This is a genomic window from Vibrio sp. 1F279 (assembly GCF_041439815.1).
GTDB lineage: Bacteria > Pseudomonadota > Gammaproteobacteria > Enterobacterales > Vibrionaceae > Vibrio > Vibrio tasmaniensis_A.
Genome location: NZ_JBGOOU010000048.1, coordinates 1 through 21,469 on the forward strand (window position 1 = coordinate 1; position 21,469 = coordinate 21,469).

The 21,469-nt window shown below is 49.3% G+C and carries 15 protein-coding genes and 1 pseudogene; 1 reads left to right on the forward strand and 15 read right to left on the reverse strand.

All coding sequences use genetic code 11. From position 1 onward, the window contains the following. Nucleotides 1-45: 45 nt before the first annotated feature. Nucleotides 46-597, forward strand: a pseudogene (locus tag ACED60_RS22970) (helix-turn-helix domain-containing protein); the annotation flags it as partial. 65 nt (nt 598-662) lie between these two features. On the opposite strand, the gene ACED60_RS22975 reads toward ACED60_RS22970, so the two are convergent. The 15 genes from ACED60_RS22975 to tssH all read right to left on the reverse strand — a co-directional run bounded on the left by ACED60_RS22975 (nt 663) and on the right by tssH (nt 21,463). Continuing rightward, nucleotides 663-959 carry a PAAR domain-containing protein gene (locus ACED60_RS22975; protein WP_004744250.1) on the reverse strand — a complete coding sequence of 99 codons (297 nt, stop codon included), beginning with the start codon at nt 957-959 and terminating at the stop codon, nt 663-665. 9 nt (nt 960-968) lie between these two features. Next, complete coding sequence (locus ACED60_RS22980; protein WP_004744251.1) at nt 969-1,532, reverse strand: hypothetical protein; 564 nt, start codon at nt 1,530-1,532, stop codon at nt 969-971. Then, nucleotides 1,532-3,523 carry a type VI secretion system Vgr family protein gene (locus ACED60_RS22985; protein ID WP_017082779.1) on the reverse strand — a complete coding sequence of 664 codons (1,992 nt, stop codon included), beginning with the start codon at nt 3,521-3,523 and terminating at the stop codon, nt 1,532-1,534. Before ACED60_RS22985 ends, ACED60_RS22980 begins: the two co-directional genes overlap by 1 nt. Before the next feature lie 68 nt (nt 3,524-3,591). Further along, nucleotides 3,592-5,493 carry a hypothetical protein gene (locus ACED60_RS22990; RefSeq protein ID WP_231904482.1) on the reverse strand — a complete coding sequence of 634 codons (1,902 nt, stop codon included), beginning with the start codon at nt 5,491-5,493 and terminating at the stop codon, nt 3,592-3,594. A gap of 19 nt (nt 5,494-5,512) precedes the next feature. Then, nucleotides 5,513-6,145: a hypothetical protein gene (locus ACED60_RS22995; protein WP_017082781.1), complete on the reverse strand. Its 633-nt coding sequence runs from the start codon at nt 6,143-6,145 to the stop codon at nt 5,513-5,515. 8 nt (nt 6,146-6,153) lie between these two features. Beyond that, nucleotides 6,154-9,603 carry a type VI secretion system membrane subunit TssM gene (tssM, locus tag ACED60_RS23000; protein WP_102556471.1) on the reverse strand — a complete coding sequence of 1,150 codons (3,450 nt, stop codon included), beginning with the start codon at nt 9,601-9,603 and terminating at the stop codon, nt 6,154-6,156. Nucleotide 9,604: 1 nt separating this feature from the next. Continuing rightward, a complete protein-coding gene (gene icmH / locus ACED60_RS23005) occupies nt 9,605-10,750 on the reverse strand; it encodes a type IVB secretion system protein IcmH/DotU (RefSeq protein ID WP_054542950.1) in 1,146 nt (381 codons plus the stop codon). Between the two features lie 7 nt (nt 10,751-10,757). After that, nucleotides 10,758-12,074, reverse strand: a complete 1,317-nt coding sequence (gene tssK, locus ACED60_RS23010; RefSeq protein WP_017082784.1) for a type VI secretion system baseplate subunit TssK — start codon at nt 12,072-12,074, stop codon at nt 10,758-10,760. Next, entirely contained in the window at nt 12,074-12,541 is a 468-nt protein-coding gene (tssJ, locus tag ACED60_RS23015) for a type VI secretion system lipoprotein TssJ (RefSeq protein WP_017082785.1), read from the reverse strand. Before tssJ ends, tssK begins: the two co-directional genes overlap by 1 nt. Then, nucleotides 12,541-13,485, reverse strand: a complete 945-nt coding sequence (locus ACED60_RS23020; protein WP_231904483.1) for a type VI secretion system-associated FHA domain protein — start codon at nt 13,483-13,485, stop codon at nt 12,541-12,543. Before ACED60_RS23020 ends, tssJ begins: the two co-directional genes overlap by 1 nt. A gap of 33 nt (nt 13,486-13,518) precedes the next feature. Beyond that, the gene (locus tag ACED60_RS23025; protein ID WP_017082787.1) at nt 13,519-14,214 is read right to left on the reverse strand and encodes an ABC transporter substrate-binding protein; all 696 of its coding nucleotides are present in this window, start codon (nt 14,212-14,214) and stop codon (nt 13,519-13,521) included. Continuing rightward, nucleotides 14,211-15,350, reverse strand: coding sequence for an ABC transporter substrate binding protein (locus ACED60_RS23030; RefSeq protein ID WP_017082788.1), 1,140 nt, complete (start codon nt 15,348-15,350; stop codon nt 14,211-14,213). The genes ACED60_RS23025 and ACED60_RS23030 overlap by 4 nt, the downstream gene beginning before the upstream one ends. Continuing rightward, nucleotides 15,347-17,545, reverse strand: a complete 2,199-nt coding sequence (locus ACED60_RS23035; protein ID WP_371728551.1) for an MFS transporter — start codon at nt 17,543-17,545, stop codon at nt 15,347-15,349. Before ACED60_RS23035 ends, ACED60_RS23030 begins: the two co-directional genes overlap by 4 nt. A gap of 3 nt (nt 17,546-17,548) precedes the next feature. Next, complete coding sequence (locus ACED60_RS23040; RefSeq protein WP_017082790.1) at nt 17,549-18,700, reverse strand: D-Ala D-Ala ligase; 1,152 nt, start codon at nt 18,698-18,700, stop codon at nt 17,549-17,551. A gap of 153 nt (nt 18,701-18,853) precedes the next feature. Then, the gene (gene tssH, locus ACED60_RS23045; protein ID WP_231904485.1) at nt 18,854-21,463 is read right to left on the reverse strand and encodes a type VI secretion system ATPase TssH; all 2,610 of its coding nucleotides are present in this window, start codon (nt 21,461-21,463) and stop codon (nt 18,854-18,856) included. Nucleotides 21,464-21,469 lie beyond the last annotated feature (6 nt).

Sequence of the window (21,469 nt, forward strand, 5' to 3'; positions counted from 1 at the left end):
AGCTGATCAGATCGTAGGTTCTTGATTTAGTTCCATTGAATTACGCAACAAAGCCACGTCAAGCTCATGCCGCATCGCAATGTCACCCATGACGGGCCTTTTATTTGCACCTCGGGCATTCGCGAATATTATGAAGCAACAATCTTATTGATTGATGCCTTATTCGGTGCTGCCCATCACGAAAAATGCGAACAATTCATGGGAGGCAATTTTTCGAACCAGCCCCTATGTTTAACCAGCTTTGCCCAATACCGTCAACACAGTGATGAACTGATCCATAGATTGCAGGATTGGATGCATGATGCAGAGCCCAGCGCCCTATCTGTTGCCCTGTGTGCAGAAAAGAGTTTTCTCAGCGAACGACAAATGAAACGTCGTTTTAAAGCAGCAACTGGAGAATCTCCCATGAATTACATTCAGCGAATTCGTATCGCGATAGCAAGAGAAAAACTGGAGACCACCAAGTTAAATATCGATCAGATTTGCCAGCAAGTCGGGTACAGCGATACGAATCATTTCCGGCTGTTATTTCGCAAGTTCCATGAAATGACGCCAACGCAGTATCGTAAAGTCACCCAGCTATGCGCTAGCGCATAGTGACAAAGACGCTGGTGTTAAGCCGCCATAGCGGCTTAAGACTTAGTTAAGATGTCCATGGCTGCTTAGCCCCCCACTAAGACCGTGGGCATCCCCATCACTATGGTTCCACCATGTGCAGTCAGGTCGCCCATTCTTGCTGCGGGCTTATTGTTCACTAAAACCGTTGCGCTGCCTTTTACCACGCTGTCAGGTGGACCCACGCAAACACACATTTGACCAAGTGTCGCTACCGGGAGATTACCCACCAATACCGTACTCGGCATCGGTAGTAGTGGCCCTCCCACATGTGGGATCGGTACAACAGCGGGGGTTTGCATTGGACACACATGCATGTCCGTCGCTCTAGCGGCTGGTAACATTACTCTCTCCTAGCGTTTTCCATTCCCACCTGAAGCAATGTTCAGGCCCATGTCGATAAATTCATGGTATCGTGATTGTGCGTGCTCACCATCAGGGAGAACCGCACAAAGATTGACGCTTCCTGCTACCGCTTGAGCATACAGATACGGAGGCGGGGGCACTACAGGATCCTCTGGTTTAATCATACTACCACCACTCCAGAATGCCGCTTGAGCTACCCATCCAGCGCCGGTATCTAAGCCCGCTTTATCGATCATTTGCTCAGCAAATCGGCGACTGGTTTCATCCGGCGTATGCACCCAAGCACGCGCAGCGCGTACAGCATTGGTTTCATCTTCATTCCAATCCATACGTGTGTCAGCGCAACACACCGCCCACCACACTGATTCGCGTATTGGTAAGGCATGAGCAATGAACATGACTGCATCAGAAAACAGTGCCCTGTGCGTCGCCTCAGCAATCAACTTTGCGGGCGCAATAGGGGCCGTCGCCAGTTCTAATATTTCCGGACTCGGCTCATAGGCACGAAAGATCTCTTGAACATCATCATGAGGAATTTTAATTAATGTCATCAGTTTACCTTAGCAATCGCCCCTTGTATTTGTACCATTGCTCCCGCTTTTACCTGAGTACTCAGACTACCATTAATCGAAACAAGGCTGCCTTTGAGATCGGCTTTGCCCTGTGCTTCTAAAGCCAACATCGTGGCCTTAATTTCCGCCTTCGATTTGCCCGCAATCGAGACTTGCGGAGCATCAATCTTTATCCCGCTCGCACTGATTTCTATTTTGCTTCCACCGACACTGAGTTCAATTTTACTCTTACCCGTAATAGAGACCTGTTGACCGTCAACAGAAACGTTCGACTTTGCCTCAAGAGCAATATTGGACGCCGCTTTTAGTGCCAAGTCTTGACCACTATCACCCGTCCAGTTTTGTTTGCTTTTAGCCACCAGCGTTTGCTCTGTTTCTATCGTGATCCCTTCTTTGGCTGCCATAGCGACTGTCTTTTCCACCTGAGTCGTTTTTGAGCCTTTAATCGACGTTAGGCCATCGTTTGTCACCTCAATCTCAAAATCTTTTTCGGCATGCAAATACACGTGCTCTTTGTCTTTTTGGTCATCAAAACGCAGTTCATTGCCCTGTTTACTGCTGCCGTTTGGCGTAGTTCGAGTTTTGATGCCACTTTGAGTCGCAGAGCTGTATGGAGGGGCACTATTCTGGTGATAAAGCGAGCCAGTGATCACAGGACGATCCGGATCGCCATCAATATATTGAACGAGAACTTCGTCACCCACGCGAGGCGTGAATTGCGCTCCGAACCCCTTACTGGCCAAGCTTTGAGACACCGGCAACCAGCACGAACTATTCTCGTCCTCCTTGCCATGGCGATCCCAATGAAACTGCACTTTCACACCGCCTAATTTGTTGCGATAGATCTCCTCGCCACTAGGACCGGTCACCGTGGCGGTATGCAAACTGTGTACACGCGGTTTTGTCGGTATTTCTGGTCGATAAGTCACCGAAGCAGGAATACAGGTAAACTGATTGCGATACGTTAGGTCGCTGCGGGACTCTTCACTTGCAATTTGATACGTAATATTAGTCACCAGATATTCTTGGTTCATAGATTTCAATGGATGTTCGCTGAGAGTAAATTTAGACCCACACACCAACGCTGTGATGGTCGACGACGCTTGCGATGCCAATTTGTCGCAATCTAACGCCTCCATCTGACGTTTGGCGGCATCACGCGCTTCTGCTTTTGAATCATGACCATAAGCATAGCCTTGTCGTGATAATGTTTTTAGTGACGCTTCGCTGGCGGTCTGACGTTCTCCGCTATCAAAAACATCCCCTTTCGACTGATGATGGTCAGCAAAAGACACGGTCGACGTACCCACGCGGCGTAAATCACTCCAATGGCTGATCATACGATTCGATTCACGCGCTCCCACTTGATAACTCAGTGTTGGCGCCGCGATCTTTTTAAAACGCTGGTTGGTATCCCCGACGCAGACCAAGGGCTTACCCGATGAGTGCTGAATGTGAAAATGCCACCCCTCACTGGCGAACAAACGCTGAATAAAGGCTTGATCCGACTCATCCAGTTGGACACAATATTCGTGTTTTTTTCCACTGGCAGACACATTAAAACGAAAAAAACCTTTTAAGTCGGCTTGCCTAAGTATGTCTTCAACAATCTGCTTTGTCGTCATGTTTTGAAAGATTTGACGACTGCCGCGATGCGCGAGAATAGAAAGCGGATCAACCATTTCTAATTGATAAAAGTACTGCTGTTTTTCTTTGCTGAACCCTGTGAACTGGATTGAGTTACATAACCCCGTGTAGTGAAACTTCTCTTCTGCTTGTGAATAGATCACCCGCACTGCTTTACCGAGGTTTTTAATATTCACTTCTGCACTGGCGACCAGCGATAGAACAAACCTAGATCCAAGCGACACGGTCTCATCTCCGGTGAGATGAGTGACGATGTAATCCTCATTGTCCGATAACGTCGCAATAAGTGGGCGAGATTGATGTTGTATTGTGTTACTGCTCATATGTACTTTAAACCACTGATTCAATCATAGTTAGGCGGACATCCATTTCCGCCATCACAGGTCTGCGATTAAGCCGTATGGGGCTGAACCGCGAGCAACCCTGTAGGAGACGGCCCCGCCTTACGGCGTATCGCGTTAGCCCTTTCGAGTCGCTTACCCTTCTTCGAGAAAGCTTTCTCAGCCTCTTTCTCCCGCTTCGCGTTAGCCTGAACTTCTCGCGCATCATTATCGATATCAATAGCAGCTTGCAGAACGTCGTCGTCATCCATGTGCAAGTGATCTGTTACGCCCAAAGTCTTTAAGTATTGATCAAGAACGTGTTGATTGGGACGAGAGATCTCGTCATGTATCGTAGTAACCTCATTTTGAGTCGATACATTGGTGAAGGTCGGGATCCGCCACAGTTCTTCAGCCAATGTTCTATATTCCAGATCAAGATTGGTCATCGCCGTCCTAATGTTATCTTGACATCGACTAACAACAATTTGATTGACCTGTCGGTTGTATTGAATGTTGGTGATTCGCTTGGTTTGTTGTGAATGCAGACGATGACCTAATTTGTCCCAGAGAAGGATTTTCACCAGCATAGGATTCACCATGGTACCAAAATCCACACTGCTACCGACACCAACCGTCGCCCCTGCCCCCGCTTTAAAGCGAATATCTCCTGAGCTTTTTACTATGGTTTCAACCATAGCCGACACACCGATGCCTGCAGAAACGGAGCCCGTCACACTCGCACCCGCCATTTTAATGCCGCGCGCTTTAAACGAAATGGAGCTGCTGCCTGTGGCTTTCACGCCCGCAAATGCGCTCGCTCCCGCCTTAAATTTGATTATCTCATCAGACGCGAAATAGTTTGCCGTGTTCGCCGTCGCGACAAACTCGGCCTTGACGTTTGCTCCTGCAAATAAGTCCGCTTCGTTTTTCATATTCATGAAGTCACCAATAGTGAGTTCATGTTCAAACTTTAACCTCAACCCAGCCTGAGCCGCTAAGGAAACATTAACTTCGAGGTCAATGCCTGGGATCAACTGCATCGTTTCAAATGAGTCGTCGCTCGCATCTTCTTTTTTGTTAACTTCCCCCCCTTTGCCTGGCGTGTAATCTTCTGTGTACTTGGTCGACGTTAGTTTACGTCCAGCCTCTTCACCAACCTTTTTGTCACGAAAACCGGCCGACCCACCTTGCCCAAACTTAGCATGTATATTGCCCTTAAAGCCGCCACGCGCACCAACCTCCATCGCAAGATTGATTTTGTTGCGCATTTTGCCAAAATCCCAGACCTTTTCGTACGCAAACTTATACTCAGCAAACAAGTCGCCCGCGAAATCGATTTCAGGCCCGCCCTCCTTCACTGAGCCTTCCAATTTACTCGAGGTCCCCACATGCTTTTGAAACAGCTCGTTTAAAGCAGGCCACAGCTCGTCATTTTGCTTTAGATGACCGTTGTAGGCATCCACTAAGGCCCCCACTTGAGCATCCAGCAGTTCGACTTTAAGCGCGCCAAGCTCGCCCGAAGCCAGAATACTGTTGCTAGAACGCTCAAGAACGCGATTCTTGTTGTAAAGCATTTGAGAGAAAGTATGATTGATCAATTTGGAACGTACTGATTCCGTTGGCGAACGGTGCGGCTTCACTACCCGCACCAAACTGCCATACCTTTTGGTAACGCGCTGTACAAAAAAATCCCACACCGGGTGTTTCGCTACTTCGGCTGCGCTATAGGCGCTAGCCTTACCTCCAGACGAGCGATACAGTTCAGCTTCCACCTCCGAGTACACCAGATCAATGGCTTTTTCTAAAAACGGCAAAGCGCGCTGCGATTTCTTACACACCGAATACAGATTTGTTAACCAATTTTCAATGGCAATCGCACACCCCAAATTATCGTTTAGTTCCCCACTGCTGCTCTTAATTGTTGAGACATCAAAGTCAAGATTCTCGGTCGCAAGCTTTTTCTTTTTCATACACTTTCCTATCGCTGATTCACGTACATAAACGCTGCGCTAAGCGCTCCAATTCTGTACGTCTTGTATAGTCACGCTCTAACGGCATGACTTGCTCGATGATTTTGTTAAGCGAATACCAGTCGTCTCTCGTCTCGACCCGCCCCTCGCCATTGAGCTGTGCCGACGAAGCAAACATGGGGGTTCCTTGCCAGTGACGGAATGTTTCACGCCGGGTGCCCATGCGATGACTGGCACCAAAATCAATCAAGCGCACTTGATGATTCTTAGGCACATAGAGCAGGTTCGATGGTTTAATATCGCCGTGCACCCACCCTCGGTGGTGACAGTGCTCAATGGCCGAAATAATACGTGGCAATATGGCAATAAACGTCGGAAGATCCGCTGAGGTAAACTGGCTTAGCGTGACGGCGCACGGGTCATACGACAGTCGTAAAATTCCATGAGACCAGTCGACACCTAACACCTCTTGAACGCACGCTCCCTGACAGTCAATCAAGGCCGAGTATTCCCGCGCCAGCTCGGCTGGCGCGGTAAACTGCTTGATATACTCGTGGGGTGTCTCATGACAGTACCGAGTTTGGTGCCCTGCGGGCACTCGGAGAGCATTACGATTAACGAACGCTCTTCCTTGATTTATCGCCCTTTCCATTGGTATGTTTACAACTGCTTAGGCAAAGCGAATTGTGAAAACACCGCCTTGTCCAAGCTCTGATTGGAGTCTCTCAATGAAAACTCCAGACCAATCTGGTTACCATCAAGGTCATAATTCAGAGTTCGCACCAATCGACTGGTGGTTGCACGACTGCTTCGACTAAACATGGCTCGAAACAGAGCCCACTGACCCGTAAAGGATTGCCCGGCCAGACGATTGTCTCCGTTGAAAAACTCAGCGCTAAGATGATCGTCACCGCCGAGCGAAGGCCACGTCACATCACGCCATACCCGTGGACCATGTCGGTAGCTAAAGAGCGTTTGGGCATCTCGTAAACGAAACTCCGTGACATCTGTACTCATTGATTGGGCTTTTAAGCCAATCGTTAATGCCATCTCTCCCCCAGATGATCCGAAGAAGATACGCGTAATTTGTCGTGTTCGTTCGAGCTGCGCTCGTGTCGAATCACTGATCGGTAAGATCAATCCATCCACTTCATTGATTTTCAGGCGCCCATTATCCCAATACACGAACGGCTTAAGAAATTGGTCAATGTACTGGTCAACCCGGCCACTGGGTTTAAAAAAGGCACTGAAATCATCTAAGTTCACCTCACCCCGGCCATGCTGAGCGAATGGGAAACGCCCTTCAATCGCCGCCGCGTAAAATTGATAAACTTGTTCGTCCCACTGAGTGTTCAAATAGTCAGCACTTCCTTGCACTACTTGTCCCCAGACCTGTTCTCTGATGCTTTGCACCCAACTTGCAACCTGGCTTGGTGCTTGGCTGCCCGCTAAACGAAACTTCACAATCGGATCACGACTCCCCTTAGCATGAGCCAGTGCATATTCATGAAACGCTTTGCCCGGATTAGCATTCGTCAACGCCGTATCATAGAAACTGGTCAACTCCGTCACCGCAACAATCAGTTCATCATGAGGGGTCGCCCCTTTTCCGCTTCCGTTGACAAACTGAGAGAACGGTAAAAAGGCCTCATTAACCACAAACGATGGCTGGAGTCTAAGTAGCTTGTCGCCTACCGCACGATTGATTTTGTTAGCTTTGTTGAGCACTTTCTTGGCTTTTTTCAGCCCCAACTGACTGGCTATCCGTTTTTGCCCTTTGGTATCTGGTTGCTCTTCAACCGCAAGTGTTGTGTTGACGACCACCGCTTCCATGACATCCAGCAATGGACTGCTGGCCGGTGTCCTTACATTGCGCAGGACGTAATTTAGCTCCGCGGCATCGACAAAAGGCTTCACTTCAATGTTATTGACCATTTCTTTCCAGTAATAGACATAGTCGGCAAAGTACAACCTTTGAATCTGCTTACTCAGTTCCGTTAGTTCCACGACAGAGGCCCCTGACATGTCGCCCTGGATCGCTTTGAACTCTCCCATCAGCTCTCTCAACAGAGGAGATTTAGCCGTCAAGTCAAGCTTGCCATACCCTTGCTTGGTAAAAACCTCTGGTACTAAGTAGCCATGGAAACCGGTAGAGAACGTAAACAGGCTATCGAACTTTTCACCCAGTTGTCGGCGCAGATCCACCTGTGTACGGTATTGGGGCATGCTTTTAATCCGCGCATATATCAAACGTTCGGGCGACAACCCTTCCAAATTATTGGTCGCAACGGCGATCAGCTCTTGATTTGGCACTAACTGTTGGTCGTAATCGCCACTGAACAAATCTTCGATTAGCAGAGAGAGTTGAGCCAACTCATCTGAAGATAATTCCCCCTGATCTTTCAGAATATCCACTAGATACGCTTGCAGCTCTTCTATGTTGAGCTGGTCGCGGTCAAACAACATTTGGTAGTAACGCAAAATTTCAAAGATTCGGCTTGGATTACCCAAATTGACGTATACGTACAACTCACTACTGATCAATTCTTCTAACTTCGGTAACAAGATTTGGTGTAGCTGTTTTTCGTACGTTTTGTAGATGGTTTCTGCCGTTTCACCTTGTTTGATACTGACGAGCTTATGCCAAGGTTTAGGTTGGATACCAGCAATCACAACGTCGCCCAACTCAACCAAGATCGCCACCAAATCAGACATTGAATAGTCTTGGCTTAATGCTTGGATATCCGACTGGTAGAAACGAACCTGAGAGATAGCCGCACTGCGCCAGTTTTCATCCGCCGTCCAGTTATCCCTTAACTTCAGGCCTCCAATCACCATTAACGCCATGATTGAGACCAAGATCGCTGAACGAAAGGCCAAATATCCCGCATGTCGCCACTCGTTGACGCCCACCAGATTGTTCTCAGGAAGTATGACTTTACTGAAGATTCGCTGCGTAAAGTAGCCACGACGACTCGGTTGCTGCTCTTTGGTCTCGAGGCGATTGAACTCTCCGCGCTCCGCGACAGAGTGAGTTAACAAGTCATGCTTGATGCCTTTTTGCCCCGATGACATTAAATAAGCGCCACGGAGCCAAACCGCTTCACGCACACGGTTCTCTCGACCAATCTCGCTCAGAAGCTCATTGATCCGCTCAAACACAATTCTCAACTGATAAGGCCAAGCGAGTATCGCTTCCGCCTTGTCCACATTGGCATTATTGAGTTGTTCAAACTGTTGCAAGGCCAGCGCCTCAATCAGCTTGTGACTCTGTTGCTCAAAGTCATGTTTGTCATAGCGGCGTGACACATCATAGTCACAAGTAATGCCGAAAGGGTTTTCAGAATCACAAGCGGTAAAGCCTTCAAAGAAATCGATGAAATCCGCAATGCCATCGGCTTTAGAAAAAGCCATATAGACGGGCAGAACCAGATCCAGTGCCCCTCCCATTGATAAAATGGCTTCCTGGTAGATCGCCGCTAACTTTGAACGTTCTTTATTGTCCGTTACGACCAAACGCTCACAACCAATCACCGTTAGGATCCCATTAAGACCTTGGCGAGGACGATACTTAAAAAGCTGTTTGGCAAGAACGCCCCACAACGCTTCGTCGATGCCTTCACTGTCGAATATGCGATGACCAACTTCGACGACAACCGCGTGATCATTGCTCCAAAAGCGCAGGTACTGCTCGGTATCACTGTCGTGCTCGGTGCGTTCATTGATCGGTTCAAACCCATTTTGAAGCAAGACCGAACTTTTGGCGTCTTGCTCACCTCCGAGCACCAAGTACCAAGGGAGACGGTATAAACTGTCAAGCTTGTTGCGCCCTTGCCCAAGTATTTTTTTGACCGCCAGACGAAACAGCTGTTCGATCACTCTGGTATCTTGCTTCAATAAGACCGACTGTTCGTGCTCTTCTGACGTCGTTTGAGACTTTGCCCGCTGGCGCCACCAGTAGATCACCGTCACACTCATAATTACCGCGGTAAGGCTCAGCGCGACCCACTTGATCCAAGCCGGCTGTTCATCAGGTAACCACAACCAAAGTGCAAGCGTCCCCATCAGCGCACTCATCACCACAAATATTGACAATATCTTTTTACCCATCTTACTTCTGCGCTCTTTTGATTGTGGCGTTTAATCCAAAACGAACATTTAGCTCATTCTTCAACTTACGTATGGTTTTGAGGTCTTCACCCGCATCCAGATACAGCTCGATACCATGCTCGCTTTCCCGCGTGAATGACTCATACCCCGCTTGGTTAAGCTCAGACGACAACCGAAGGGCATCACTTGGTCGAGAGAACACCGCTAAGATGATCTCCCATTCCAATGCTGCGACTTGCTCTTCCTTTTTCTCGCCTTGGAGATCAGGGGTCTCGCTCACTCGACCTAAATCATCATCCGTACTCAAATACACCAAATCACTGTTGGATTTCTTGAAACTGACGCCCGACATGTCGATGGCTGAAAACTGTGTCAGCAGCGGTTGACTGCGGCTGTGGTACCAATATTCTGTAAAGCCATACGCACACCCAAGAAGCAAAAACGTGACCGCCATCGTTTTCGCCATACTGATCATTAGCCACGGCTGTTTCCCTTCCTTTAGCACTGGCGTTTGAGGCACAGGCATTGGAGTTTCAGAGCGATAGTGGCGAATTAATCCGTAAGCTCGGGCAGTGATGTCATAGAGTTGACTATCATCGCCATGGCGATAGAGTCCTTTGAAACCCAATGACAGTAAGACATACTGCAACTCAATGAAGTCCACCAGTTTGCCTGGTTGCTGACTCGCTTTTTCCAGCAACACAAAGAAAGCTTCGCCACCGTTGCGCTGTGAAAAAACTTTGCTCAACAAGGAGTGGTTTTCCCATCGGGCACGGTCCCCCCACGTGGTATACAGCACGGCTTCATCAAAAGCGGCGCAGAGTACAAAACAGCTTTTCTCAATCACACTTGGGTGGTAGTCCAAATGCAAGCCTCGCAAACGAAACGCCTCGATCGCCCCTAACAGCTGTTGGCGAAAGCGGTTGATATCTCTCGGAGCGCCTTGACGACGTATGGTGACGAGTATACCGAGCAGTTCGGTCGCCGCATTCATTAAAGGGCTCCCGTAGACCGTCAGTCCTTCGATTAATCGTTCGGTCCCTGAAGTATCGACATTTGGGGCTTCTTTTCGGTCCCGTATTTGAGGTTGTTCGTTCGCCGTACGTTGAAGGCGCACCGTTGGCTCTTCGTTGAATAATCCCGCCATCTCACACCTACCTAATCACATGGAAGTCGACACGAATATCATCGATTCGTTCGTCGATATGTAACGCGATTGCCTCGTCTCGCTTGACTAGGGATTGCCACAAGTCCGACTTAGTGTCGACTTCGAAATAGGCGGCATCGTTCAACGATTTAAGCTCCGACGGAGCATAAGGCAGATGGCGTAATGGAATGCCGGACAGCGCATTACGCACCAACCCCGCGATATCGCTGTTTCCCGCTAACTTCGCAGCGCGAGGGAACTCTTCTCCCAAGCGAGTCGCCCCAATAGACGACGACACCACCATGATAAATCGACCTTCATGATACAGGCTGCGATCGTCCACTATGGTGCGCAACAAACGACGACTAACAAACAGTTGCTTGTCCCAAACTAAGGTGGAAACATTGTCAATTTGCACTTCGCGTAACAAGACTAAGAGCTCAGAGAACACCGTCGAAAACACCGCGTAGAGATCGTCTGGGTTCCAAGCAAGGAAGGACTTTGGCATCTTACCTTCAAGCCCTTGCATCTGACCGGCCATCGACACACATTCTAGGTACAGGTGTCGCGTCAATAACGTCGGATCGAGATGCCACTGTTCGAGTTTCGGCACCCAACTCCCCAACACCTGTAGCCAGAGATAGTCACGCATCAAAGATTGGTAACTTTTGCTGCTTGCCTCTGCCTGGAGACGGGCATGAATGGCGCGCGAACGGTACTGAACCTGTGCAAACACATCCGCGATGCAATCAGACAAATAAGTCGACACCCCAAAATGCAAACATTGGGGAACAAACGCTTGATTGAGCACAACCGCGCCCTCAGACTTATGCTCACTGATTTCCGCGATGGCCAACAAGACAAAGTCCTCAAGCTCATCCCCTTCAAGCTTGAGTTGTATATTTAAAATGGCCAACTCCAACGCCGCGGGATCACTTTGCTCGCGGCTTGTGTCATACACGGGATGCTCCAGAGCACGGTGCCTTAATCTGGCGTCCTCACCCACATCTACGGCGCCTGGTCGGGTAACCGGAAGCGCCAAGTACACTTTTTTATGATGCGTGTTTTTAGGCACATCAACGACCAGCGCTTGATCAACCACAAAAGGGGTACCATCTGGGAATATCCCTTTAGCACGGCGCACAGAGACTTTGCCAATATTGAGCATTGAACGATCTAACTCGAGGAGCGTAACACCGAAGCACTTCGGGCTGACTTGACCCGCAAACTCACGCGTGAAGTTCTCAACATAGCGCTCTTGCTGCTGGAAGTGCTGAGGTGATAAAAACATCCCCTCACTCCATACAACTTTATTGTTGTCCATTATTCTTCTTCCCCAGACACCGTAAGATTGATGCCATCTACTTCTATATTGATTGCCGCTGAATGGACAATAACAGGTTGATAAATAACCTTATTTTTTGCTTCGCGATAATCAGCGAATCCCGCAATGACACCGATGAATTGAACGCCGGCCCCCAATGGAATAACCTCTTGACGCGATTCACCTGGCAACAAGCTTGGTAATTGACGCACAACCGCTAGCTCAGACTTTAAGATCCCCTGGTCGTCGTCATAGATTTGAATAAAATCCGCTTGCTCAAACGCATTGCGTTTGGTGAGTTGGTACACTCGCAGCTCCACTGGAGAAGGTTTACCTTCGGCATTCGGGTTAATGTTTGTTGCCGCCGTCAGATTAACGACCAACCTTGGTTGCCCTAAGTCCTTACTCCATAAACTGCAGCCAGACAACCACAGCGCCAGCAGCGGTACCCAAAATCGACTTTTCATCACTTTTCCCCTTCTAAATTTCTCTGAAGACGCAGTGCCTCTCGAAAGTACGCTTGAAACTTCACTTGCCAGTCACGATTGTCGACCTGACGATGAAAGTAATGTTTGTACATCTCCCAATACTTAGGCTTGCGAGACCAAAACCCGTTACCAGACAGCTCATCAAACATGCTCTCCATGGCAGTAGGTGAAATGTCTGACAACAAACGGGTCAACGCCATTTCTAAGGCTTTGTCAGTTCGGTCTTGGGAACGTTGGTCATGATGTTGCAATTCCGCTAACACATAGGCTGTAGGGCGAACAGACGTGCCGAAATCCGGATGACGTGCAGCAGACACCTCCGACGGTGGGAAGATCGCCCTGACCTCAGCCTCTGCAAGCGGGCCCTCATCCGCAGATTGAAACTCAAGGTCTAAAGACGCCGCCGCCAGTTGAAGAGGAGGGGCATGGGCGACAAACGGATCGTCATCAACCACACCCAACGTGGAGATCACTACCTCCGGTTCATCCACTTCTTCAGTTGGGATCTCACCAACGATAGGAGTCTCTTGACTAAACGGATCGTCTCCAAAAGGGGAATGACGCTCCGCCCCCAATCCAGATTTCACAACGGCAAGATCGGGAACAAAACACGACACCAGTAGGCGGTAGCGACCGATATCCAGCACGTCTCCATCGCTAAGAGTCGATTGATTTCCATTCCCTAATGGCTTGTCAGATCCATTAATAAACAACCCGTTGGTACTGTTGTCGGCAATTTGGTACCCACGCGAATTCTTGCGAATGATCGCATGCGTTCCCGAAATTTCCCGACTGGCATCACTGAGCTGCAATGTGTTCCCGAAAGCACGACCGATATCACCACCGTCTTCAGGAAAGGCTTGATTCCACTCGGCAATGCTTTCACCGTCCGGAGAACTGATTATTCTGATTGATAGAGGCATATAATTGACCTGTCATTAAATACATATTGAACGCTAACGGCACTGTTCGGCCGCGTCATTAAACTCCGCCAGAAAACGGGGATATCGCTTGATAAAGGCTTTGGAAAAGTACACCCCCAAAAACTGGGACTGAACACGAGTACGAGATATGGCTCGGTAGCTAACGCCCATTTTTTTCATGGTTTCGTCGATCACGGCGTCATTTCCTAAGATGGCACCGACTTCGCCGTTAAGCAGTAACTCAATCAACGCTTTAGGGGTTCTTGGTTTTTTATTGACGCGATAACCGTTTTTCTGTAACCAAAACCATTTGTTTGAGCCAAACAACGCCGCCACCTTGATTTGAGACTTGAACATCGCACTGTTGACCTCCGTCGAATCCGACAGAGAAAACCAACTCCAATTCTGCTCTTCCAAAGGTGCGGAGTACTCAGCATACTCATCGCGTTTGCTGTTGTGTGAAGCCAAGAAAAAACCATGTTGAGACCCAACTTCAGTCATCAGTTGCGCGCGGTCCCATTTGGTCATGGTCAGTTGATAGGGCTGATCCAGATGGCGCATTACGCATTTTACTTTATCGATCCCTGGGCCTTTCATTACCCCGTTCTCTTGGTACTGGTAGGGAAACCACTCTTGCGTTGCGAGCAGTAAACGGTCTGGTCGACTGAACGCCCACGCCGATTGACTGCTACTTCCGATGAATAGCAGCAGAAATATGACGGTTCTCATGGTGTATGATCCTCCATGCTCATGCCCGCTGAGCGCACAACACTGCCATCGCTGGCGTAGATGTCACTCGCCATTTCGAGCAAAACGAAAGGTACAGGGGTGTTGACTCGCTCAGCTTGTTTAAAACTGATCGCAATATCAGGGGGGGACAGGAGTCCAACAGGTAAAGAATGAGGCTTTACCCCTTCGTTCAGAATACGAAGACCATAGAGCGCCGCTTGATGTGCGTTATTTTCAAACCCGACACCAACCGACATTAACGCACTTTGCGCACTGGCATTGACCGCATCCGGTACTGCCGTCAACAAAGGTAAACGCTGCGAATACTGGTTTATCTCATCAATCCGACTCAGCAAACTCGAACTGCCAGTTAACCAAAGCAGTGAACGCTCAAACGTATGATCACCAACTCGCATGGCTTGCGTTTGCGCTGCCATGCTTTCTTCTAGCGTTTGCCCGGGTTGGGTTTCATCAACTTCAATAGGAAAAACTCGCACACCTTGCTTTTCTGCTTCCATTTTCAGTGGTAGATACTGAGTCAAGTAAGCACTGGTGTTGGTTTTTGCATACAGCACACCAATTTGCGTCAAGCTTGGTCGGAAACGACGTAAAAAGTTAAGCGTGATATCCGCTCGCAAGTTTAGGGATGTATACGCAAAGTTGTTTCCACTGCTTTGATAGTTGTCTGTCAGCCCCATTAAGACAGGATCTTTGGCATTAACTGAGATCACCGGCAGTTTACCGCCCGAATAAACCTCATGAAGCGACACCGTCGCCCGCGATCCCACGCTGTAAATCAGAGCCGCCTCACGTTCCGCCGCATGCGTCCACGTTCGCAACTGCTGCTGAGTCGCTGGCAATAAGAACACTCGAAATGAGACATTAGGCATCTCGCGACGAAAGACTTTTAGCATGGTGGAGAGGGCCAAATCGTAAGAGTCCGCTTTGCGTGAAATAAGCACCCAGACACGCGGACGTTCTGCGCGCGGCGCGAACACAACGTCCCCCTCTTGAGCCTTTATTTCCCACTCCACCGAATGATTGTCTATGAGCGGTTCTCCCAACCACTGAGGCCATTTCGCCTGAACGAACGATGACATCGTCACCCACAGAAAAACTCCCATCAACCTCTTCATGACTGCCCCTCCATGCTTGGCGTTCGATCAAGAAGCCACATCGTCGCCCCGGCGAAACCAAAGAAGATCGATAGGGTGAAAAACGCCCAAGAGTGTCCCAAATGAGTCAACAGTGCTCCAACAACAATGGATCCCAAAACATGTCCGAGTCGTTCAAGAAAGCGATACGTTGACGCGACTGAGTTCGCATTCGCGCCCTGAGTCGACGTCACTACGTGCGTCACAACAGGGGCGTTGATCAATCCGTGGGAAATCCCCATGACTAACATCGCAAACGTGGCAATTAAAACCAGATACGTTATGTCTTCAAAACGGAAAGAAAAAGACAATAAAATAAGTGAGACAGCACCGACGCCACTGCCAAGACACAGCGCCCATTTCGCCGAGCCTACTCGGTCTATCATCGGTGACACCTTGCCGCTAACAAATAACACGGAAAAAGCATACGCCATCAATACTTGACCGATGCTCTCTCGCTCTACGCCGGCATTCGATAACAAGATAGGTACGGCAAAAAACACGACACCTGTGAGCATCATTTTGGTCGGGATCCCTACAAGCAACATTGTGCGCATAAACGAAGGGACTCGCATCAATGCTGACGCATCTTTGACCATGGCGGTAAAGTTTTCTTTTAACGTCCCCTGCTTTGTGGCTTGCATCGCCATCGAAGGGAGAGTCAACGCGAACAGATACATTAACCCACCAACAAACACCGCCAACATGAAGATGCCTTGAACCCCAACAGTGTCCGCCAAGAGCGCACCAATTGCGGCGCCTGAAATAAAGCCCGCATTAAAGCAAAACACGATAATGCCGGCGGCTTGCGTTTTGTTGCTTTGATCGCTGCAGCGCAAAATATACCCTTGCACAGCAATGAAGATCGTGGCTTGACCCACCCCCGAAATCAAACGAGCCACGAGCACCGTCATCAATTGAGAGTCATACGCCAAAAGTAAGCAACCCAGCGACGACAGTACGATCCCTGCCCCCAACACTTTGCGGATATCCCACACTTCTAGCAATCGCGCCACCGGCAATAATGTCGCAGCAAATCCAACGAAGTACAGGGTAAAAAAGTACGAGGACCAACTTTCACTTGCGCCACTCTCCACCGCTACCTGCGTCAAATATTGCGGCAATACGGGCGCCATCAATGACTCCATCAAGACCGTCACCAGTAACAAAGGTTTCACTTTTGCTAACACGGCCTCATTGTCAGACTGTGCCTTGGAGTGACAAAGCAAACGCACAAATGCAAAGCAGATGAACGCACACCCAGCGAACAAGATCGCAAAATTTTTCAGCGTTTTCAGGAGTTGAGCCAGCAATGCCTTGGGATCAAAGGCCACAGTAACTTGGCTGCCTTTGGTATCCTCCACAAGAAACGCAGCCATACTCTCCACAGCCATGGAATCGGCGCGAGCCTGACTTTTGGCGATCATCGTATTCCCTTGTGACACGGAGATGGATGAAACTTCAGGATTGGACTGACGAAAACTGTCCAACATTCGATCAATACCGCTGACTTGCTCGTACCCAATTCCAGCACTCAATACAGGCGCTAATCGCTGCGTTACGATGTTGGCCATGGAGTCGGCTTTGTTCTCCAAACCCGACTTATACAGAGCCCCCACCATAAAAAATACACTCGTGGACATTGCCAAAAACACCCCGCCAAATGCGGTAAAGTAGATCTTAGGATTGGCACTACGAAGAACAAAAAACACAAACGCGGCGGTCAAAAAGAGCACCAACCCCAACATGGGTTTGAAATGCCCATCAATTGTCTTGGCAATCTCATGATCACTGAGCATCACTTCCAATGCTCCCACCTGTGTAAACTTGTTGTTCAAAGGGATGCTGACCAAGCTTCCGAGCATGCTTTCATCGGTATAGCGATACAATTCTTGTTGTCCCGAAATCACGCGGATATCGACCACTGACGAATCAGCATCTGCGATAGGAGACAACACTTTTTCTAACCCCGCGATGTCAGGCAGTGGGACCCCAGAGTTCAGCACTTGCTCTATACCGATTCTGGCCGCTTCCGTTTGGGCTAGAATGGCGTCTCGGCTTTGTTGTTGATAGCTTTTCAATGCCTGGGCATAGCCCACGACGAAGATCAACATCAGTGACGACAGGACCAATAACGCCCCAAGCATCAAGCGACTGTATTGCTTAAACATGTTCAACCATCACTCCTGCAAAGCATCAAATTGCGCCGTTAGGCAGTGGGCCAACGCCATCGGTCTTTTCTGCTTTAAGAAAGACAGACGATTGAAGACCAGTGACTGGACGAGATCTGTGTAGTCCATGCCTTCACGGGCTAAGTCATGGCAAACCAAACTGACGTTGTCCCCTTGAGGGCGTTTAAGATCCGGCTTTGGATTCGTTTCCAAAACGTACACTTTGCCTGTGCTATCCATACGTAAATCAACGCGAACCAGCGTTTGCAGACCCAATTGGCGGTAGATTTTCTGCCCAATAGCTGCCAGTTCACTACGCAGAGGTTCGTCGGTGACTGCAATCAGACGATCTTGGGTGATGGGTTTCACGTCCATAGACGTAAAAATCGGCTCGTCCTCGCCAAGCACACGCTCAGTGATAGAAAAAGCCAGCGGTGTATCCGACTGTGTAAGCTGACCAGACTTGAAAATGAACTCGCCTGCTACCGCCACCACAAATTCACGACCGCCGAGAAAGGGTTCGATCATCACCGTGTTCGCCGTCGCTACACGCACTTTCTCGACCACTCCTGCCAAGGCCTCTCTCGAAAAGACCGGGTAAACATGAATCGACGCTCTCCCAGACACAGGCTTTACGATAAACCCGTCCGCAAACTGCGCCTCAATTTGGTCAATCGCGCTTTGCTTGACCTCATCCTCGAAGCGTTCGTCAATACCTATAGTAATAAAAGGTGTCGTCGGTAATCCCGCGGCATGGATCTCATGCTTAAAGAGGTGTTTGTTATCCAATATGCCTACCGTCATTGGCGAATGTCCGACGTAAGGCACGCCCAACATCTCCAACGTTGATGGCAGGTGACACATTGAATCAAATCCCTGAAGTCCACCGCTATTGGTGATCACTAAGTCAATGGCTTTGTCTTTCAACTGCTGAGCAAGATCAATGTCCTCAGCCAATACCTCCACATGTTGAAAACCCGATTCACGCAGAGCATTCGCGATATCGTGCGCCACAGGTTCGTACGTCTTAGTTGAACGCGGGCTTAAGTTCTCGAAAATAAAGCTCTCCGCGCGCGCTTTGTCCCCACCGTGGATCACGGCTACAATGAGGTTATGTCGAATCCATTCCAGTTGTGACTTAGAAAAAACAGGTTGCGTCATCTATACTTACTCATCATGTAACGTTGCTAACGTGGGAGCGCTGACACCGCCCCTAGCAACAAAAAAAATCAAAAACTCACGTCGTTGTTGGTCAAGGCAGCGGTGATCACTCACCGCTGCTTAATGTGAGGTCTAACGCCTCTTTATCACTTGTTATTGAATGCGAATGTCGAACAAGCCATTGCTGTCGATACCGACATGCACCGCTTCCACCTGCTGGTTCTCGCTCATGCGTTGAATGCATTGATTCGCCAAGTTAGGCATCAATTGACGATTGATGATTTGTTCAATGGCTCGCGCCCCTGTTTCCGGGGACTCATTCAGATGAACTAGCTGCTCAATCACTTGTGGGTCGTAATCAAAGCTCGCCCCGTAGTGTTCATCAACACGCTGGCGAATTCGCTGAAGAGATAACGCCGCGATCTTTGCCATTTCGTCGTCATTGAGTGGGAAATAAGGCACAATCGTTGCTCGACCTAAAAACGCTGGCTTAAAGTGTTTTTGCAGTTCAGGAAAGATCGAGTGAGTCAGAGAAGAAACGTCAGGTCGCTCTTCTGAGCAAGCATCCACGACGGCACTGTCCGCGGCGTTTGAGGTCATGATGATAATGGTGTTGCGAAAATCGACATGGCGACCTTCGCTGTCTGAAACCGCCCCTTTATCAAAGATTTGATAGAAGATGTCATGCACACTTGGGTGCGCTTTTTCCATTTCATCCAGCAGGAGTACTGAGTAAGGGTTTTTGCGTACCGCTTCCGTCAAGACGCCTCCTTTTCCGTATCCAACATAGCCTGCTGGCGAGCCCAGCAGCATCGAGACCTTATGCGCTTCCTTAAACTCCGTCATGTTAATGGTGGTGATATTACGCTCGCCCCCATACAGCAAATCAGTTAAAGCCAACGCCGTCTCAGTTTTACCGACCCCACTCGGTCCACACATTAAGAACACACCGACAGGCTTGCGCGGATCCGTTAATCCCGCTCGCGAAAGACGTATCGCCTGTGACAACTCAGCAATTGGGGTGATCTGGCCAATAACACGTTCACCAATGTGTGACTCAAGCGCCATCAGTCGCTCGACCTCTTGGCTTAACATGTTGCCGACAGGGATCCCAGTCCACAGCGCGACCACCTCCGCGATCGTCTGTGCCGTCACCTGAGGCAGAACCAATGGCTGCTCGCCTTGCAGTTCACCCAATGCCGCCATTTTCTCAGATAGCGTGTCTCTTAGTTCATTGGACGTGATCTCGCCCTGATCTTGCAGCTCCTCATCCAGACGAGTTTGCAATTCGAGGATTGACGTCACTAAATCACGCTCCTCATTCCAGCGTGATTCAATGGCCTGATGTTCAGCCTCTAAGGTGGTCAACCGCTGCTTTGCCGCCGCTAATCGAGGGTCATCCATCGACCATAGGGCTGCTTCATGCGATAGCGTGTCAATTTCATTGCGGGTATAGCGAATTTGCTCTGCCACCGCCTCCATTTGACGTGGAGTGGCACTTTGGCTTAACCCAATTCGTGAACACGCAGTGTCCAACAAACTGATCGCCTTGTCCGGCAACTTGCGTTCGGGTAAATAACGGACAGACAACGACACAGCCGCATCAATGGCTTGCTGCATCACTTTGACACTATGGTGCTTTTCCAAGCTTCGTTTAACGCCGCGTAGCATATGCACCGCATCCTCAGCACTCGGCTCGTCAACAGACACGACTTGAAAGCGTCGAGTCAGTGCCGCATCCGATTCAAAGTATTGTTTGTACTCCGCCCACGTCGTCGCCGCTAAAGAGCGAAATTCCCCCCGAGCCAGGGCTGGCTTAAGAATGTTCGCCGCATCGTTTTGACCTGCGGCGCCTCCGGCTCCAATCAGCGTGTGTGCCTCATCAATAAACATGATGATCGGTGTCGGCGATTGCTTAATTTCATTGATGACATCTTTTAAGCGATTTTCGAATTCCCCCTTAATGCTCGCACCCGCTTGGAGTAGGGATAGATCAAGGCTTCGCAGCTCAATATTCTCGAGCGCAGGCGGGACATTGCCATTGACAATTTCTTGTGCCAATCCTTCAACGATAGCGGTTTTTCCCACACCGGGGTCACCGACTAAGATTGGACTGTTTTGACGTCGACGGCACAAGATGTCAATCGCCTTACGAATTTCATCACCACGCCCCGTGATCGGGTCTAACGTTCTGCTTCGTGCGGCCTCCGTTAAATTTTGCGAGTACTTGTCCAAAGCCGGCGTGGTGGAATCACCACGGGCTGAGACCATGCTTTCGGACGTCTCCGAGATTGGATTGGGCGTATTGGCCGCCAAAGCCTGCTGGCGCAGCCACTCTGACGATAACGTTGTCACCCAGCCACTCAAGACACCATTATAAGTGCTCTGTTCCATTCGCTGTTTAAGCACCATGAGAACGTGATACTCGTTGACAACCGATTGTTGATTGTTCAGCGAGGCTAACATCCAGGCATCTTTCAGTAACTCAACCAACTCTGGTGACAGCGCGGGGGACGAGTCATTCCCACGAGGTAACCCTGTTAAATGAGCATGACAACGCTCGAGGATTTGAGCTTTCGATAAGGATGCTTGTTGCAACGCCACATCCCATCCTTTACTTTGCTGCAGCAACAGTAAGAACCAATGTTCTGGCTCTATCGAGAAATGAGTATGGCTGACACATTCACCAGCGGCCGACTCTAAAGCGTTTTTTAACGCTGGTGTCAGCCTTTTAACCAAGCTCTGCAGTTCAATGTTGATCATTCTTTT